13 protein-coding genes and 1 pseudogene are annotated in these 13846 nt (G+C 73.1%); 10 read left to right on the top strand and 4 right to left on the bottom strand.

Annotated features, from left to right (window positions below; all coding sequences use genetic code 11):
• Position 1: 1 nt before the first annotated feature.
• From ACWGH1_RS08260 to ACWGH1_RS08235, 6 genes are all read left to right on the top strand, one after another.
• Positions 2 to 514, top strand: a complete 513-nt coding sequence (locus tag ACWGH1_RS08260) for a MaoC family dehydratase (protein ID WP_362299656.1) — start codon at positions 2 to 4, stop codon at positions 512 to 514.
• A gap of 5 nt (positions 515 to 519) precedes the next feature.
• The gene (locus tag ACWGH1_RS08255) at positions 520 to 1725 is read left to right on the top strand and encodes an acyl-CoA dehydrogenase family protein (RefSeq protein WP_453354984.1); all 1206 of its coding nucleotides are present in this window, start codon (positions 520 to 522) and stop codon (positions 1723 to 1725) included.
• 185 nt (positions 1726 to 1910) lie between these two features.
• Positions 1911 to 2567 carry a phosphatidylserine decarboxylase gene (locus ACWGH1_RS08250; RefSeq protein WP_136212902.1) on the top strand — a complete coding sequence of 219 codons (657 nt, stop codon included), beginning with the start codon at positions 1911 to 1913 and terminating at the stop codon, positions 2565 to 2567.
• A 64-nt stretch (positions 2568 to 2631) separates the two neighbouring features.
• Positions 2632 to 3411 carry a CDP-diacylglycerol--serine O-phosphatidyltransferase gene (gene pssA, locus ACWGH1_RS08245; RefSeq protein WP_361308707.1) on the top strand — a complete coding sequence of 260 codons (780 nt, stop codon included), beginning with the start codon at positions 2632 to 2634 and terminating at the stop codon, positions 3409 to 3411.
• Between the two features lie 578 nt (positions 3412 to 3989).
• Positions 3990 to 5471 (top strand): AlkA N-terminal domain-containing protein, encoded by a 1482-nt coding sequence (locus ACWGH1_RS08240; RefSeq protein WP_453408532.1) that lies wholly within the window; start codon positions 3990 to 3992, stop codon positions 5469 to 5471.
• 15 nt (positions 5472 to 5486) lie between these two features.
• Positions 5487 to 5996: a methylated-DNA--[protein]-cysteine S-methyltransferase gene (locus tag ACWGH1_RS08235; protein WP_453356496.1), complete on the top strand. Its 510-nt coding sequence runs from the start codon at positions 5487 to 5489 to the stop codon at positions 5994 to 5996.
• Between the two features lie 24 nt (positions 5997 to 6020).
• On the opposite strand, the gene ACWGH1_RS08230 is transcribed toward ACWGH1_RS08235, so the two are convergent.
• The 3 genes and pseudogenes from ACWGH1_RS08230 to ACWGH1_RS08220 form a co-directional block, all read right to left on the bottom strand.
• Positions 6021 to 6449 (bottom strand): hypothetical protein, encoded by a 429-nt coding sequence (locus tag ACWGH1_RS08230; RefSeq protein WP_453356497.1) that lies wholly within the window; start codon positions 6447 to 6449, stop codon positions 6021 to 6023.
• A gap of 45 nt (positions 6450 to 6494) precedes the next feature.
• Positions 6495 to 6995, bottom strand: coding sequence for an NUDIX domain-containing protein (locus ACWGH1_RS08225; RefSeq protein ID WP_453356498.1), 501 nt, complete (start codon positions 6993 to 6995; stop codon positions 6495 to 6497).
• A pseudogene (locus ACWGH1_RS08220) lies at positions 6992 to 7351 on the bottom strand (BCCT family transporter); the annotation flags it as partial. The gene ACWGH1_RS08225 and the pseudogene ACWGH1_RS08220, both read right to left, overlap by 4 nt.
• A gap of 231 nt (positions 7352 to 7582) precedes the next feature.
• On the opposite strand from ACWGH1_RS08220, the gene ACWGH1_RS08215 reads away from it, so the two are divergent.
• Together ACWGH1_RS08215 and ACWGH1_RS08210 are read left to right on the top strand one after the other, a co-directional pair.
• Positions 7583 to 8731, top strand: coding sequence for a glycerate kinase (locus ACWGH1_RS08215; RefSeq protein WP_453408531.1), 1149 nt, complete (start codon positions 7583 to 7585; stop codon positions 8729 to 8731).
• A 148-nt stretch (positions 8732 to 8879) separates the two neighbouring features.
• Positions 8880 to 9404, top strand: a complete 525-nt coding sequence (locus ACWGH1_RS08210) for a GNAT family N-acetyltransferase (protein ID WP_453408530.1) — start codon at positions 8880 to 8882, stop codon at positions 9402 to 9404.
• Here ACWGH1_RS08210 and ACWGH1_RS08205 read toward each other — a convergent pair.
• A complete protein-coding gene (locus ACWGH1_RS08205; RefSeq protein ID WP_453355146.1) occupies positions 9365 to 9967 on the bottom strand; it encodes a cysteine hydrolase family protein in 603 nt (200 codons plus the stop codon). The genes ACWGH1_RS08210 and ACWGH1_RS08205 overlap by 40 nt on opposite strands.
• A gap of 108 nt (positions 9968 to 10075) precedes the next feature.
• Between ACWGH1_RS08205 and ACWGH1_RS08200 the strand changes: the two genes are divergently transcribed.
• Positions 10076 to 11062 (top strand): GlxA family transcriptional regulator, encoded by a 987-nt coding sequence (locus ACWGH1_RS08200; protein ID WP_453355145.1) that lies wholly within the window; start codon positions 10076 to 10078, stop codon positions 11060 to 11062.
• Positions 11059 to 13845, top strand: coding sequence for a SpoIIE family protein phosphatase (locus ACWGH1_RS08195; protein ID WP_453355144.1), 2787 nt, complete (start codon positions 11059 to 11061; stop codon positions 13843 to 13845). The genes ACWGH1_RS08200 and ACWGH1_RS08195 overlap by 4 nt, the downstream gene beginning before the upstream one ends.
• The last annotated feature ends 1 nt before the right edge of the window (position 13846 follow it).

Raw genomic sequence — 13846 nt, 5'->3', positions numbered from 1 at the left:
CATGCAGTTCGGACGCACGTACGAGGAGTTCGAGGTCGGCGCGGTCTACAAGCACTGGCCCGGGAAGACGGTCACGGAGTACGACGACCACCTCTTCTGTCTGCTGACCATGAACCACCACCCGCTCCACATGGACAGCAATTACGCCGAGAACACCACCGACTTCGGGAAGAACGTGGTCGTCGGCAACTACATCTACTCGCTGCTGCTCGGCATGTCGGTCCCCGACGTCTCCGGGAAGGCCATCGCCAACCTGGAGATCGAGTCCCTGCGGCACGTGGCGCCGACCTTCCACGGCGACACCGTCTACGGCGAGACCACGGTCCTCGACAAGACCCCGTCGAAGTCGAAGAACGACCGCGGGATCGTCTACGTGGAGACCAAGGGCTACAAGCAGGACGGCACCCTGGTCTGCGTCTTCCGGCGCAAGGTGATGGTCCCGACCGAGACGTACATCAAGGAGCGCGGCGGCGAGCAGCCCGGGCGCCCGCAGCTCAAGGAACAGGGGAAGTAAGAGCCATGACCCGACTTGCCCAGACCGCCGGCCTGAACGAGGTCCAGCGCGAGATCCTCAAGACGGTCCGCGAGTTCGTCGACAAGGAGATCATCCCGGTCGCGACCGAGCTGGAGCACCGCGACGAGTACCCGCAGCAGATCGTCGACGGTCTCAAGGAACTCGGCCTGTTCGGCCTGATGATCCCCGAGGAGTACGGCGGTCTGGGTGAGTCGCTGCTCACCTACGCGCTGTGCGTCGAGGAGATAGCGCGCGGCTGGATGTCCGTCTCGGGCATCATCAACACCCACTTCATCGTGGCGTACATGCTCAAGCAGCACGGTACGCAGGAGCAGAAGGACCACTTCCTCCCGCGCATGGCGCTGGGTGAGGTCCGCGGCGCGTTCTCGATGTCCGAGCCGGGCCTGGGCTCGGACGTGTCGGCCATCACGTCCAAGGCGGTGAAGGACGGCGACGAGTACGTCCTGAACGGCCAGAAGATGTGGCTCACGAACGGCGGCACGTCCACGCTGGTGGCCGTGCTCGTCCGGAGTGACGAAGGACACCCGGAGGGCACCGCCCCGCACAAGTCGATGACGACCTTCCTGGTCGAGAAGGAGCCCGGCTTCGGCGAGGTCCGGCCGGGCCTGACGATCCCGGGCAAGATCGACAAGATGGGCTACAAGGGCGTCGACACGACCGAGCTCATCATGGACGGACTGCGCATTCCGGCCAATCGCGTCCTGGGCGGACAGACGGGCCGAGGGTTTTACCAAATGATGGACGGGGTCGAGGTCGGCCGCGTCAACGTGGCGGCGCGTGGCTGCGGCGTCGCTCAGCGTGCGTTCGAGCTGGGTGTCTCCTATGCCCAGCAACGTCACACTTTCGGCAAGCCGATCGCCGAGCACCAGGCCATCCAGTTCAAGCTGGCCGAGATGGCTACCAAGGTCGAAGCCGCCCATGCGATGATGGTGAACGCGGCACGCAAAAAGGACTCCGGGGAACGAAACGACCTCGAAGCGGGTATGGCGAAGTACCTCGCCTCCGAGTACTGCAAGGAGGTGGTGGAGGACGCCTTCCGTATCCACGGCGGATACGGGTTCTCGAAGGAGTACGAGATCGAGCGCCTCTACCGGGAAGCCCCGATGCTGCTGATCGGTGAAGGTACCGCCGAGATCCAGAAAATGATCATCGGGCGGCGCCTGCTCGAGGAGTACCGGCTCCAGGGCTGAAAGTCCCTTTTGCGGTGAATCGCAGGAAGATTTTCCGCAGCAGGGTCACTAGCAGTCACTGGCCGACGGTCATCGACTCGGCTTCTGGCTTGCCCAGTTGTTGCGTGCAACCGATAGCATTCCAGTAAAGCCGCCGTCCCGTCCCCCCGTTTACGGCGCGGCATCACCCGCTACGAAGGTCATCCATGCCCCACAGCCAAACCTCTGCACCTCGCGTCGGCCTCCTCGGTGGACGCCTCGCGCGCGGAGCATCGCCGTGGCTCCTGCCGACCGTCGCCACCGCGGCGCTCAGCCTCACCCGGGCCCGCAAGTCCGGACGCTGGGCCGCGGCGGCCGTGCCCGCCACCGCTCTCGCGGCGGGCATGCTGTGGTTCTTCCGCGACCCGGAGCGCGAAATCGCCCAGGGCCGCGTCATCTCGCCCGCCGACGGTGTGGTGCAGAGCATCATGCCGTGGAAGGACGGGCGCACTCGCGTCGCGATCTTCATGAGCCCCCTGAACGTCCACGTCAACCGTGCGCCCCTGGCCGGCACGGTGACGTCCGTGGAGCACATCCCCGGCGGGTTCGTCCCGGCGTTCAACAAGGAGAGCGAGAACAACGAGCGCGTCGTCTGGCACTTCGACACCGAGCTCGGTGACATCGAGATGGTGCAGATCGCCGGAGCCGTCGCGCGTCGCATCGTCCCCTACCTGCCGGCCGGCACCAAGGTGGAGCAGGGCGAACGCATCGGTCTGATCCGCTTCGGCTCGCGCGTCGACATCTACCTCCCCGAGGGCGTCGAGGTCGCGGTCGAGGTCGGTCAGGCCACCACCGCGGGGGTGACCCGAATTGACCGTGACTGACCCTGAGACCCCTGCCACAGGCTGGGTTCCGGAGGCCAAGGAGGAGGACGCGGACGCGGAAGACATGCCGCTCTCCCTGCGGCTGTCGATAGCGGACACCCTCACCCTCGGCAACGCGACCTGCGGATTCATGGCGGTGTACTTCACCACCACCGGGATCCTCATCCCGCACCTCACCGGCAGCGGCGAGTCGGGCATGGCCCGGCACAGCGCGGCGACCGCGGTGATACTGATGCTGCTCGCGGCGGTCTTCGACCTCTTCGACGGCATCGTGGCCCGCAAGCTGCGCAGCTCGCCGATGGGCGCGGAGCTGGACAACCTGTCGGACCTGATCAGCTTCGGCCTGGCGCCGGCGTACTTCGTGCTGGTGTACGGCATGGTCGCGGACGACGCGCACCAGAAGATGTCGGCACTGGCGGCGATCGTGGTCCTCCTCGCCGTCGTCCTGCGGCTGGCGAGATTCAGCTGCGTGACGATGAAGGACGGCATGTTCCAGGGCATGCCGAGCCCCTTCGGAGCCCTGACGGTCGTGTCCGTCGTGCTGCTGGGGCTTCCCTTCATCCCGACGCTGCTGGCGATCATCGGGGTGGCCTGGCTGATGGTGAGCCGGGTCGAGTACCCCAAGCCGCGGGGCGTCCTCGCGGTGGCGATGCTCAGCTGGATCGTCGGGGCGATGGGGCTGCTGGCGGCCTGGGCGTTCGACGCCCCGGGCGGTCAGCTGCTGCTCCAGACGGGGTGCGCGCTGCAGATCGCTCTGGCGGCGACGATCCCGCTGTTCGCGACGACCCGCCGCGCGAACACGTTCCGCCACAACCGCCGCGAGGCGCGGGCGGCCCAGCCGTAGCGCTGGCCGCTGTTCGTACAGTGGAGGGCCCCCGGCCGCCTCGGCGCCCGGGGGCCCTCCCACGTCCGGCTCTCCCCCGCGCCCAGCCTGACCGACGCCCCACCCCAACCCGCCAGCCCGCGCACGAGCCCAGCCTCGCCGACGGACCACCCAGCCCGACCGGCCGCCGGTCCAGTCCCGCCGGCGTTCAGGCGCAGGGGTGCCCGGCGGAGCCCCGCAGGCCCGGGGGACGACGGCCCGACGCCCGGGGGCACGGGCCCGCCCGCGTTGGCACCCCGCCCGGGGCGCAGCCCCCGGCCAGCCCGACCGGCCGCCCGTCCAGCCCCGCGCGAGCCCAGCCTCGCCGACGGACCACCCAGCCCGACCGGCCGCCCGTCCAGCCGCGCCGGCGATTGAGGCGCGGGGCGGAGCCCCGCAGGGCTCGGGGGCACGGGGCCGCTCCTTCGGCGAGCGGCCCGTTCGGGGCCGGGGCGGCGCCCCCACTCCAGGCGGAACGGCATGCGGGCAACCCTCGGCGGGCTACGCTTGATGTCGGAAAACCGCCAGCCCCGCACGGGCCCGGCCGGGATGCTGGAGCCATGTACACCGACACCGACCGCTGCGTCAGGGCCGTGCAGTCGAAGGACGCCCGCTTCGACGGCTGGTTCTTCACCGCCGTCCTGACCACCCGGATCTACTGCCGGCCCAGCTGCCCCGCCGTGCCGCCCAAGGTCGCGAACATGACCTTCCTGCCCAGCGCCGCCGCCTGCCAGCAGGCCGGGTTCCGGGCCTGCAAGCGGTGCCGGCCCGACACCAGCCCCGGCTCCCCCGAGTGGAACGCCCGCGCCGACGCCGTCGCCCGGGCCGTGCGGCTCATCCAGGACGGCGTGGTCGACCGCGAGGGCGTACCGGGGCTGGCCGCCCGGCTCGGGTACTCCACCCGCCAGGTCGAACGGCAGCTCAACGCCGAGCTCGGCGCCGGCCCCCTCGCCCTCGCCCGGGCGCAGCGCGCGCAGACCGCCCGGCTGCTCATCGAGACCTCCGCCCTTCCCATGGGCGACGTCGCCTTCGCCGCCGGGTTCTCCTCCATCCGCGCCTTCAACGACACCGTCCGCGAGGTCTTCGCGCTCTCCCCGAGCGAGCTGCGCACCCGCTCCGCCGGCGCCCACCGCGACCTGCCCCGGATCCCCGGCACGATCAGCCTGCGCCTCCCCTTCCGGGCGCCCCTCAACCCCGACAACCTCTTCGGCCACCTCGCCGCGACTGCCGTGCCCGGCGTCGAGGAGTGGCGCGGCGGCGCGTACCGCCGCACGCTGCGGCTCCCGTACGGCACCGGAGTGGTCGCGCTCGCCCCGCGCCCCGGCCACATCGCCTGTCAGCTCGCCCTGACCGACCTGCGCGACCTCACCATCGCGATCAGCCGCTGCCGCTGGATGCTCGACCTCGACGCCGATCCCGAGGCCGTCGACGAGCAGCTGCGCTCGGACCCGCTGCTGGCCCCGCTCGTGGACAAGGCCCCGGGGCGCCGGGTTCCCCGTACGGTCGACGCGGCCGAGTTCGCCGTACGGGCCGTGCTCGGCCAGCAGGTGTCCACCGCGGCGGCCCGTACGCACGCGGCCCGGCTGGTCACCGCGCACGGCGAGCCGGTCGCCGATCCCGACCCCGAGGGCGGGCTCACGCACCTGTTCCCGTCCCCGCACGGCCTGGCCGCCCTGGATCCGGAGGCGCTCGCCCTGCCGCGCAGCCGCCGCGCGACCCTCACCACCCTGGTCTCGGCGCTCGCGGACGGCTCGCTCACCCTGGGCGTGGACAGCGACTGGGAGGCGGCCCGCGCGCAGCTGGCCGCGCTGCCCGGCTTCGGCCCGTGGACCACCGAGGTCATCGCGATGCGGGCCCTCGGCGACCCGGACGCCTTCCTCCCCACCGACCTCGGAGTCCGCCGCGCCGCCGCCGGGCTGGGGCTGCCGTCGACCCCCGCCGCGCTCACGGCGCGGGCGGCCGGCTGGCGGCCCTGGCGCGCGTACGCCGTGCAGTACTTGTGGGCCACCGACGGCCACCCCATCAACCACCTGCCCGTCTGAGGAGTACGACCTGTCATGAACAGCAGCAGCAAGCAGCACACCGTCGTCGACAGCCCCTACGGCCCGCTGACCCTCGTGGCCACGGACGGCGTCCTCAGCGGCCTCTACATGGCCGGCCAGCGCCACCGCCCGCAGGAGGAGTCCTTCGGCGAGCGGGTCGCGCCGGCCGAGGAGCCGTTCCCGGAGGTCGTACGGCAGCTGACCGCGTACTTCGACGGGGAGCTCACCGACTTCACCGTCCCGGTCCGGCTGGAGGGCACGGCGTTCCAGCGCAGCGTGTGGGAGCAGCTCGTGCGCATCCCCTACGGGCAGACGTGGTCCTACGGTGAACTCGCCGCGAAGCTCGGCAAGCCGGGCGCGTCCCGGGCCGTGGGCCTGGCCAACGGCAAGAACCCGGTCGGCATCATCGTCCCGTGCCACCGGGTGATCGGCGCCTCGGGTTCCATGACCGGCTACGGCGGCGGCGTCGAGCGCAAGGTCCGACTGCTGGCCTTCGAGGCCGGCGAGCGGTCCCTCCCGGTCTGAGCGCCGCTGCCCCGGCCGTCCCTCCTAGATGACCGCGAGCGGGACCAGCAGGGCGAAGCCGGCGCCCGCCTCGACCGCGTAGGCGTACAGGGAGGGGTGCTGGACGGGCGCGGCGAGCAGCACCACGCTCCCCTGCCCGGCCGCCGCCGCCACCCATTCCTCGTCGGCCCCGAGCTTGCCCTGGTACCAGCCCTCGCAGCTGCCGGGTCCGGTGACGGCGAGGAGGTCGTCCTCGCGGCGGTAGAAGGCCTGCCAGTCGGCGGCCGGGACCGACCACGCCTCGAAGTCGGCGAACTCGGCCCAGCCGCCGTCGCGGATCGCGCCGTCGAACATCCAGACCGGCGTCCCCTCGGGGGTGACCTCGCCGCTGGCCTGCTCGTCGGTGGTGAAGTGGACCATGGGGAGGGCGTCCGGTCCGTCGGCCGTACTCGGCCAGGCGTACATCGTGATCATGTGCTGCATTCTGTCCTGAACGAAGTAGGCCTCGGATAACGGGTGTTACGCGTCCAGTGGGCGCCGGCCGTTCTCCAGCTCGGCGGTGCTCCCGCCCGACTCCAGCACCTGGTAGGCCTCTTGGACGCGGCGGGCGAGCGATCCGAGGAGGTACGCGGGCAGTTCGGCCGGCGCGACCAGCTTCCAGGAGAGCAGTTCCTCTTCCTGGAGCCTGATCGAGGCGAGCTGCGCGGCGTCGAGCACACCGCCGTCGTAGAGGTACGCGACCAGCGGGGGACGGCCCACCCCCACGCTCCAGTCGACGGCGAGCAGCCGGCCGAGCGGCTGGTCGATGCCGATCTCCTCGGCGCTCTCGCGCCGGGCGGCGGTCCGCGGCGACTCGTTCCGGTCGGACTCGATGGTGCCGCCCGGCAGGGCCCACCCCTCGCGGTAGTTGGGTTCGACGAGCAGCACCCGGCCCTCGGCGTCCCGGAAGAGGGCGGCCGCGCCGGCCAGCACCCGGGGCAGGCTCGCGATGTACGTGGCGTAGTCATCCGTCGTGGTCACGCCGCCACCCTAACCGGACGCCCCGGGGGCGCGGCTCGTGCCTGCGGCACCCCGGGGCCGCCGTCCCCGCGGCCTCGGCCCTTGGACGGCGCGAGGCGCCGCAGCCGCACGTGGCGGCCTCGGCCATGCCCGCTTACGGCGTCCCCGACCATCGCGTTGACGGCGTCGCGCACGCCGTGCAGCGGGTGGGCGCGCGCCGGGCCGGCGCCCGGGTCCTCCCGCAACTCCTTCACCAGGGCGCAGCACAGCAGCATCATGACGAGCACGAACGGCAGGGCGACGAGGACGGTGGCGGTCTGGAGGGATTCCAGGCCGCCCGCGACCAGGAGTACGGCGGCCACCGCGGTGGTGACCACGGTGCGGTCGGGAGCGCCGGCCGCCGGCTCGTCGGGGACTCCGCCCGGAGTGTCCGGACGTGCCTCTTTGGGGAATCCGCGCCCATTGCGGCCACACAATGCAGGTGTATGTCCCCATTTGGGGGCATGGCGCGCCGGGTGTGGCCCAGGCCACCCATGGGCATAGGAGGATCCTCCGGATAGGCTCTTGGCGGCGCGACTGCACTGTTCGATAGCAAGGGATCAGCAAAGGTGACGGACGGAGCAGTAACTGAGGCCGCGCGCGTACTCATCGCCGCGGACAAATTCAAGGGCTCGCTCACGGCCGTAGAGGTCGCGGAGCGGGTGACGGCCGGCCTTCGCAAGGCCGTACCGGGCGTGGAGATCGAGACCCTCCCCGTCGCGGACGGCGGCGACGGTACGGTCGCGGCCGCCGTGGCGGCCGGTTTCGAACGCCGCGAGGTACGGGTCACCGGGCCCCTCGGCGACCAGGTCACGGCCGCTTTCGCACTCCGCGACGGAACCGCTGTGGTCGAGATGGCGGAGGCCTCCGGCCTCCAGCTGCTCCCCCAGGGCGTCTTCGCCCCGCTGACGGCGACCACGTACGGCTCGGGCGAGCTGCTCAAGGCCGCCCTCGACGCGGGCGCGCGCTCCATCGTCTTCGGCGTGGGCGGCAGCGCGACCACCGACGGGGGTGCGGGCATGCTCGCCGCACTCGGCGCGGTGTTCCTGGACGCGAACGGCGAACCGGTCGGCCCGGGCGGCGGCGCGCTGGCCTCCCTGGCCTCGGCCGACCTGTCCGGCATCGACCCGCGCTTCGCGGACGTGGACTTCGTACTGGCCAGCGACGTGGACAACCCGCTGACGGGTCCGAAGGGCGCGCCGGCGGTGTACGGCCCGCAGAAGGGCGCCTCCCCCGCGGACGTGGCGGCGCTGGACGCGGCGCTGGCGCACTTCGCGGTGGTACTGGAGAAGGCGATCGGGGCGAAGGCCGCCGAGTGCGCGCTGCTGCCGGGCGCCGGCGGCGCGGGCGGCATCGGCTACGGTGCGCTGCTGCTCGGGGCGACGTTCCGGCCCGGCATCGAGCTCATGCTGGAGGTGCTGGGCTTCGCCCCGGCGCTGGAGCGGGCGACCCTGGTCATCACCGGCGAGGGTTCGCTGGACGAGCAGACCCTGCACGGCAAGGCCCCGGCCGGGGTCGCGGCGGCGGCCCGGGCGGCGGGCAAGGAGGTCGTGGCGGTGTGCGGCCGGCTGCTGCTGGAGCCGGAGGCGCTGCGCGCCGCCGGGATCCGGCGCGCGTACCCGCTGACGGAGATCGAGCCGGACCCGGCGAAGAGCATCGCGAACGCCGGCCCCCTGCTGGAGCAGGTTGCGGCCACCATCGCGGCCGACATGCTCTGACGCGTTCGGCTCCGTCGCAACGGCCGGGAACCGACGCGACCGTGCGCACAGGACGAAGGGCCGGCCCCGAGCGGGGCCGGCCCTTTTCCGGGCCCGGGTGGCAAAAAACCGGCCGCGCCCGGGCGGCCCGCCCTGGTAGGCAGGGGGCATGGAGGAACCGAGCACCGACCCGATCCCGACCCCCCGCCTGCTGCTGCGCCCGCTCGACGCCGCCGGGGCCCGGCGGATCATCACCGGCAGGCCCGGCCCGGCGGCCCGCTGGGGACCCGGCTATCCGCAACCGGGTGACCGGGCCGGGGCCGAGAGGTTCCTGCGGGTGCTGGCGCACCACGGCGGTCCGGGGCCGTTCGGCGCCTATGAGATCGAGCTCCGCGCCGACGGGACGACCATCGGCGGGGCCGGTTTCCACGGCCCCGCCGACGCCCGCGGCCGGGTCACCGTCGGCTACGGGCTGACGCCCGCCGCACGGGGCCTGGGATACGCCGCCGAAGCCCTGCGCGGGCTGCTGGAGCACGCCCGGCGGCACGGCGCCCGTGGCGTGGACGGTGACACGGACCGGGCGAACACCGCCTCGCAGCGGGTCATGGCCGCCGCCGGGATGCGGTGCGTACGCCAAGAGGGCCGGCTGTGGTACTACGCGGTCAGCTGGGCCCGGGACGCGGCGAGCAGCTGAGCGGTGGCGACGACGCGGGCGAAGCGGCCGCCGTGCAGGTTGACGGCGGTGGCGGCGGCCAGCTCGTCGGCGCTCAGCCGGGCGCCGTCGGGGCCCGTGAGGTCGAAGGTGTGCGTGGCGTCGAGGGGTACGAGGACGTCGTAGCCCAGGTTCCCCGCCATCCGGGCGGTGGTCTCGACGCACATGTTGGTCTGGATCCCGGCGACGACCAGCTGGCCGATGCCCTGGGCGGTGAGCCACTCGGCGAGGTCCGGGGTGCCGTAGAAGGAGGAGTTCACCGTCTTGGTGATGTGCAGCGCGGCTGCCGCGCGGCGCTCCTCGACGAAGGCCTTGAAGGCGTGACCGGGCTGGTCGGCGGCGAGGACGGAACCGGTCCGCGAGGCGTGCTGGACGAGCACCACCGGGCGTCCGGACTCCTGCCAGGCGTCCATCAGGGCGGCGATGTTGGCCTCGGCGGCCGGGTTGTTGCGCGGGCCCCAGAAGGACGCGTCGTCGAAGCCCTGCTGTACGTCGATGACCAGCAGGGCGCTGTTCGGGGCGATCTCGATCTCGTTCGTCGTCATGGCCCCATGCTGTCGGCGCCCGCCCGGACCCGACAGGGCCGTCGGCGCCCGGGACCGATGGGATCCTGCCGGGTTGGCAGCTCCGGGCGGCCCTGGAAGGATCACGGCATGCACCGCGTCGCGATCGTCATCCAGCCCGGGATCAGGGCATTCGACCTCGCCGTCATCACCGAGGTGTGGGGCCCCGACCGCAGCCGCTCCGGCGTCCCGCCCTTCGAGCTGCGGCGCTGTGCGCTCACGCCCGATCCGGTGCCTCTGCCCGGCGGGCTCACCCTCACGCCCGACCGGGGCCTCGACTGGCTCCCCGAGGCCGATCTGGTCGTCGTACCGGCGCTGGCGGAGCCCGACGACCCGAGCCCCGGGCCCGTGCTGGCCGCCCTGCGGGAGGCGCACGCCCGGGGCGTGCCGGTGGCCGCGCTGTGCGCCGGCGCGTTCGTCCTGGCGGAGGCGGGGCTGCTGGCCGGCCGCCGGGCGGTGACGCACTGGTGGCTGGCCCCGCGGCTGGCCGCCCGCTATCCCGCGATCCTGGTCGAGGAGGCCCCGCTGTACGTGGAGGACGGGGGGATCTGGACCTCCGCGGGGGTGGCGTCCGGCATCGACCTGTGCCTCCACCTCGTGCGCGAGGCCCACGGCGCGGAGGCCGCCGCGGCGGTCGCCCGCTCCATGGTGACGGGCCCGTTCCGCACCGGGGACCACGCCCAGTACCTCGACCGGCCCACCCCGGCCGCGGACCGGACGGCCGAGGCGCTGGCCGCCGTACGCGAGCGGGCGCTGCGGAGGCTGCACGAGCCGCTGGACGTGGCCACCTTGGCCGGCTGGGCCGGGATGTCACCGCGCTCCTTCGCCCGGCACTTCGCCGCCGCGACCGGGACCACCCCGCACAAGTGGCTGCTCGGCCACCGTCTCGACGCCGCCCGCAGGCTCCTGGAGCGCACCGACCATCCGGTCCCGGAAGTGGCCCGCCGGGCCGGGTTCGGCAGCGAGGTCACCTTCCGCCAGCACTTCAGCGCGTACGTCGGCCAGAGCCCGCGCGCCTACCGAGCGGCGGCGGCCGCCATCCCAAATCACCGCGACAGTGTTAGAAATGGCTCATGACCGGACGTTCGGGTCGACCCAGAGGATCGCCGCCGGCGGGCTCGGGCCTGCTCGCGCGCTTCGGGCACGTCCCCGGGAGCGTCGCGGGCCAGGTGTTCCTGCTCCAGGCCGTGATCGTGCTGGTGCTGATCACCGCCGCCACCCTGGCCCTGGTGTTCCAGGCCCGGTACGACAGCGCCCGCGACGCCCGCAACCGTTCCCTCGCGGCCGCCGAAGCCTTCGCCCACGCCCCCGGGCTGCCCGAAGCGCTGCGCTCGCCGAACCCGACGGCCGCACTCCAGCCCCTGGCCGACGCCGCCCGTCGGGCCTCCGGCGTCGACTTCATCGCCGTGCTGAGCACCGCCGGGATCCGCTACACCGACGCCCGGCCCGATCTCATCGGCAAGCGCGCCACCGGCGACCTCTCGCGCGCGGTCCACGGGCAGCCCTTCACCGAGACGTTCAAGGGCGCCCCCAGCGACGCGGTGCGGGCGGTGGTTCCCGTACGGGACGCCTCGGGCACCGTCGTCGGCCTCGTCTCCACCGGCATCGAGGTCGCCAACGTCGGCGAGGCGGTGGGCAAACAGCTGCCGCTGCTGCTCGGCTCGGCGGCCGGCGTGCTGCTGCTGGGCACCGGCGGCGCGGCCCTGGTCTCCCGTCGGCTGCGGCGCCAGACCCGGGGGCTCGGCGAAGCCGAGATGACCCGGATGAACGAGCACCACGAGGCGGTCCTGCACGCCGTGCGCGAGGGCGTGCTCATCATCGGCGCCGACCACCGGCTGGTGCTGGCCAACGACGAGGCGCGGCGGCTGCTGGACCTGCCGCCGGACGCCGAGCAGCGGCACGTCACCGATCTCGGCCTGGATCCCCGTACGGCGGACCTCCTCGTGTCGGGGCGCACCGTGACGGACGAGGTCCACCTGTCGGGGGACCGCCTCCTCGCCGTCAACGTCCGGCCCACCAAGCCGTACCGGGGCCTGCCCCAGGGCTTCGTCATGACGCTGCGCGACTCCACCGAGCTCGCCGCCCTCTCCGGCCGCGCCGAGGTGGCCCGCGGGCGGCTCCAGCTGCTGTACGACGCGGGGGTGCGGATCGGTACCACCCTGGACGTGGTGCGCACCGCCGAGGAGCTGTCGGAGGTGGCCGTTCCGCGCTTCGCTGACTTCGTCACCGTCGAGCTGCTGGAGCCGGTGCTGCACGGGGAGGAGCCCTCGGCGGTGTCGGGGGTGTACAGCGAGATGCGGCGGGCGGCGATGACCGGGGTGCGCTCCGACCAGCCGTTGCAGTCGGTCGGCGAGATCATCCGGTTCGTGGTGCCGACGGCGCCGATGGCGGCGGCGCTGGCCGCCGGGCGGGCGGTGCTGGCGGCGGACCTGAACACCGCCTTCGGCTGGCGGGCCCAGGACGCCGAGGGCACCCGGCTGGCGCTGGAGTACGGGTTCCACTCGCTGATCTCGGTGCCGCTCCAGGCCCGCGGGGTGGTGCTGGGCATGGCGAACTTCTGGCGGGCCGACACCCCGGACGCCTTCGACGAGGAGGACCTGTCCTTCGCCGAGGAGCTGGGGGCGCGCGCCGCCGTCTCGATCGACAACGCCCGGCGCTTCACCCGCGAGCACGCCACCGCGGTGACGCTCCAGCGCAGTCTGCTGCCCCGGGTGCTGCCGGAGCTGAGCGCGGTGGAGGTCGCGTTCCGGTACCTGCCCGCGCAGGCGGGGGTGGGCGGCGACTGGTTCGACGTGATCCCGCTGCCGGGCGCCCGGGTGGCGCTGGTGGTCGGTGACGTGGTCGGGCACGGGGTGCACGCCGCGGCGACGATGGGCCGGCTGCGCACCGCCGTGCACAACTTCTCGACGCTGGACCTGCCGCCGGACGAGCTGCTGGGGCACCTGGACGAGCTGATCGACCGGATCGACCGGGACGAGACCGGCGCGTCGGAAGAGGCCGCCGACATCGGCGAGGATCCGGCCGGTGTCACCGGTGCGACGTGCCTGTACGCCGTCTACGACCCGGTGTCCGGCCGGTGCTCGATGGCGAGCGCGGGCCATCCGGGCCCCGCGCTGGTCCACCCCGACGGCCGGGTGGAGTTCCCCGAGCTGCCGACGGGGCTGCCGCTGGGCGTGGGCGGGATGCCCTTCGAGACGGCCGAGCTGCGGCTGCCGGAGGGCAGTCGGCTCGCCCTCTTCACCGACGGGCTGCTGGAGGACCGCGACCGCGACTTCGACGCCGGACTGGCGCTGCTGCGCGAGGCCCTGTCGGCGACCGGGCGCAGTCCCGAGCAGGCCTGCGCGGACGTACTGGCGGCGCTGCTGTTCCCCTCGCCCAGCGATGACATCGCCCTGCTGGTCGCCGACACCCGGATCCTGGACGCGGACCGGATCGCGGAGTGGGAGGTGCCGGACGACCCGGCCGCCGTCTCGCGGGTGCGCAACGCCGGTGCGGCGCAGCTCCAGGCCTGGGGTCTGGAGGACATCGCGTTCACCGCGGAACTGATCCTCAGCGAGCTGGTCACCAACGCCATCCGGTACGGGTCCGAGCCCATCCGGGTCCGGCTGCTGCGCGACCGCACCCTGATCTGCGAGGTGTCCGACGGCAGCAGCACCGCCCCGCACCTGCGGTACGCGGCTTCCACCGACGAGGGTGGTCGCGGCCTGTTCCTCGTCGCGCAGTACGCCGAACGGTGGGGCACCCGGTACACCGAACGGGGGAAGGTGATCTGGGCGGAGCTGCCCCTGACCGGCGGCAGCGCGGAGCCGCTCGCGGCGCTCACCCTGGACCTGGACGAACTGGAGGGACTGGCCTGGTGAG

It is taken from the genome of Streptomyces sp. NPDC054883 (assembly GCF_053610645.1).
This window is presented reverse-complemented; position numbering and strand designations above follow the sequence as displayed.

Excerpts from the sequence above, each read along its gene's own strand:
- ACWGH1_RS08260 (WP_362299656.1), top strand. The coding sequence starts at position 2 with ATGCAGTTCGGACGCACGTACGAGGAGTTCGAGGTCGGCGCGGTCTAC.
- ACWGH1_RS08255 (WP_453354984.1), top strand. The coding sequence starts at position 520 with ATGACCCGACTTGCCCAGACCGCCGGCCTGAACGAGGTCCAGCGCGAG.
- ACWGH1_RS08250 (WP_136212902.1), top strand. The coding sequence starts at position 1,911 with ATGCCCCACAGCCAAACCTCTGCACCTCGCGTCGGCCTCCTCGGTGGA.
- pssA (WP_361308707.1), top strand. The coding sequence starts at position 2,632 with ATGCCGCTCTCCCTGCGGCTGTCGATAGCGGACACCCTCACCCTCGGC.
- ACWGH1_RS08240 (WP_453408532.1), top strand. The coding sequence starts at position 3,990 with ATGTACACCGACACCGACCGCTGCGTCAGGGCCGTGCAGTCGAAGGAC.
- ACWGH1_RS08235 (WP_453356496.1), top strand. The coding sequence starts at position 5,487 with ATGAACAGCAGCAGCAAGCAGCACACCGTCGTCGACAGCCCCTACGGC.
- ACWGH1_RS08230 (WP_453356497.1), bottom strand. The coding sequence starts at position 6,449 with ATGATCACGATGTACGCCTGGCCGAGTACGGCCGACGGACCGGACGCC.
- ACWGH1_RS08210 (WP_453408530.1), top strand. The coding sequence starts at position 8,880 with ATGGAGGAACCGAGCACCGACCCGATCCCGACCCCCCGCCTGCTGCTG.
- ACWGH1_RS08205 (WP_453355146.1), bottom strand. The coding sequence starts at position 9,967 with ATGACGACGAACGAGATCGAGATCGCCCCGAACAGCGCCCTGCTGGTC.
- ACWGH1_RS08200 (WP_453355145.1), top strand. The coding sequence starts at position 10,076 with ATGCACCGCGTCGCGATCGTCATCCAGCCCGGGATCAGGGCATTCGAC.
- ACWGH1_RS08195 (WP_453355144.1), top strand. The coding sequence starts at position 11,059 with ATGACCGGACGTTCGGGTCGACCCAGAGGATCGCCGCCGGCGGGCTCG.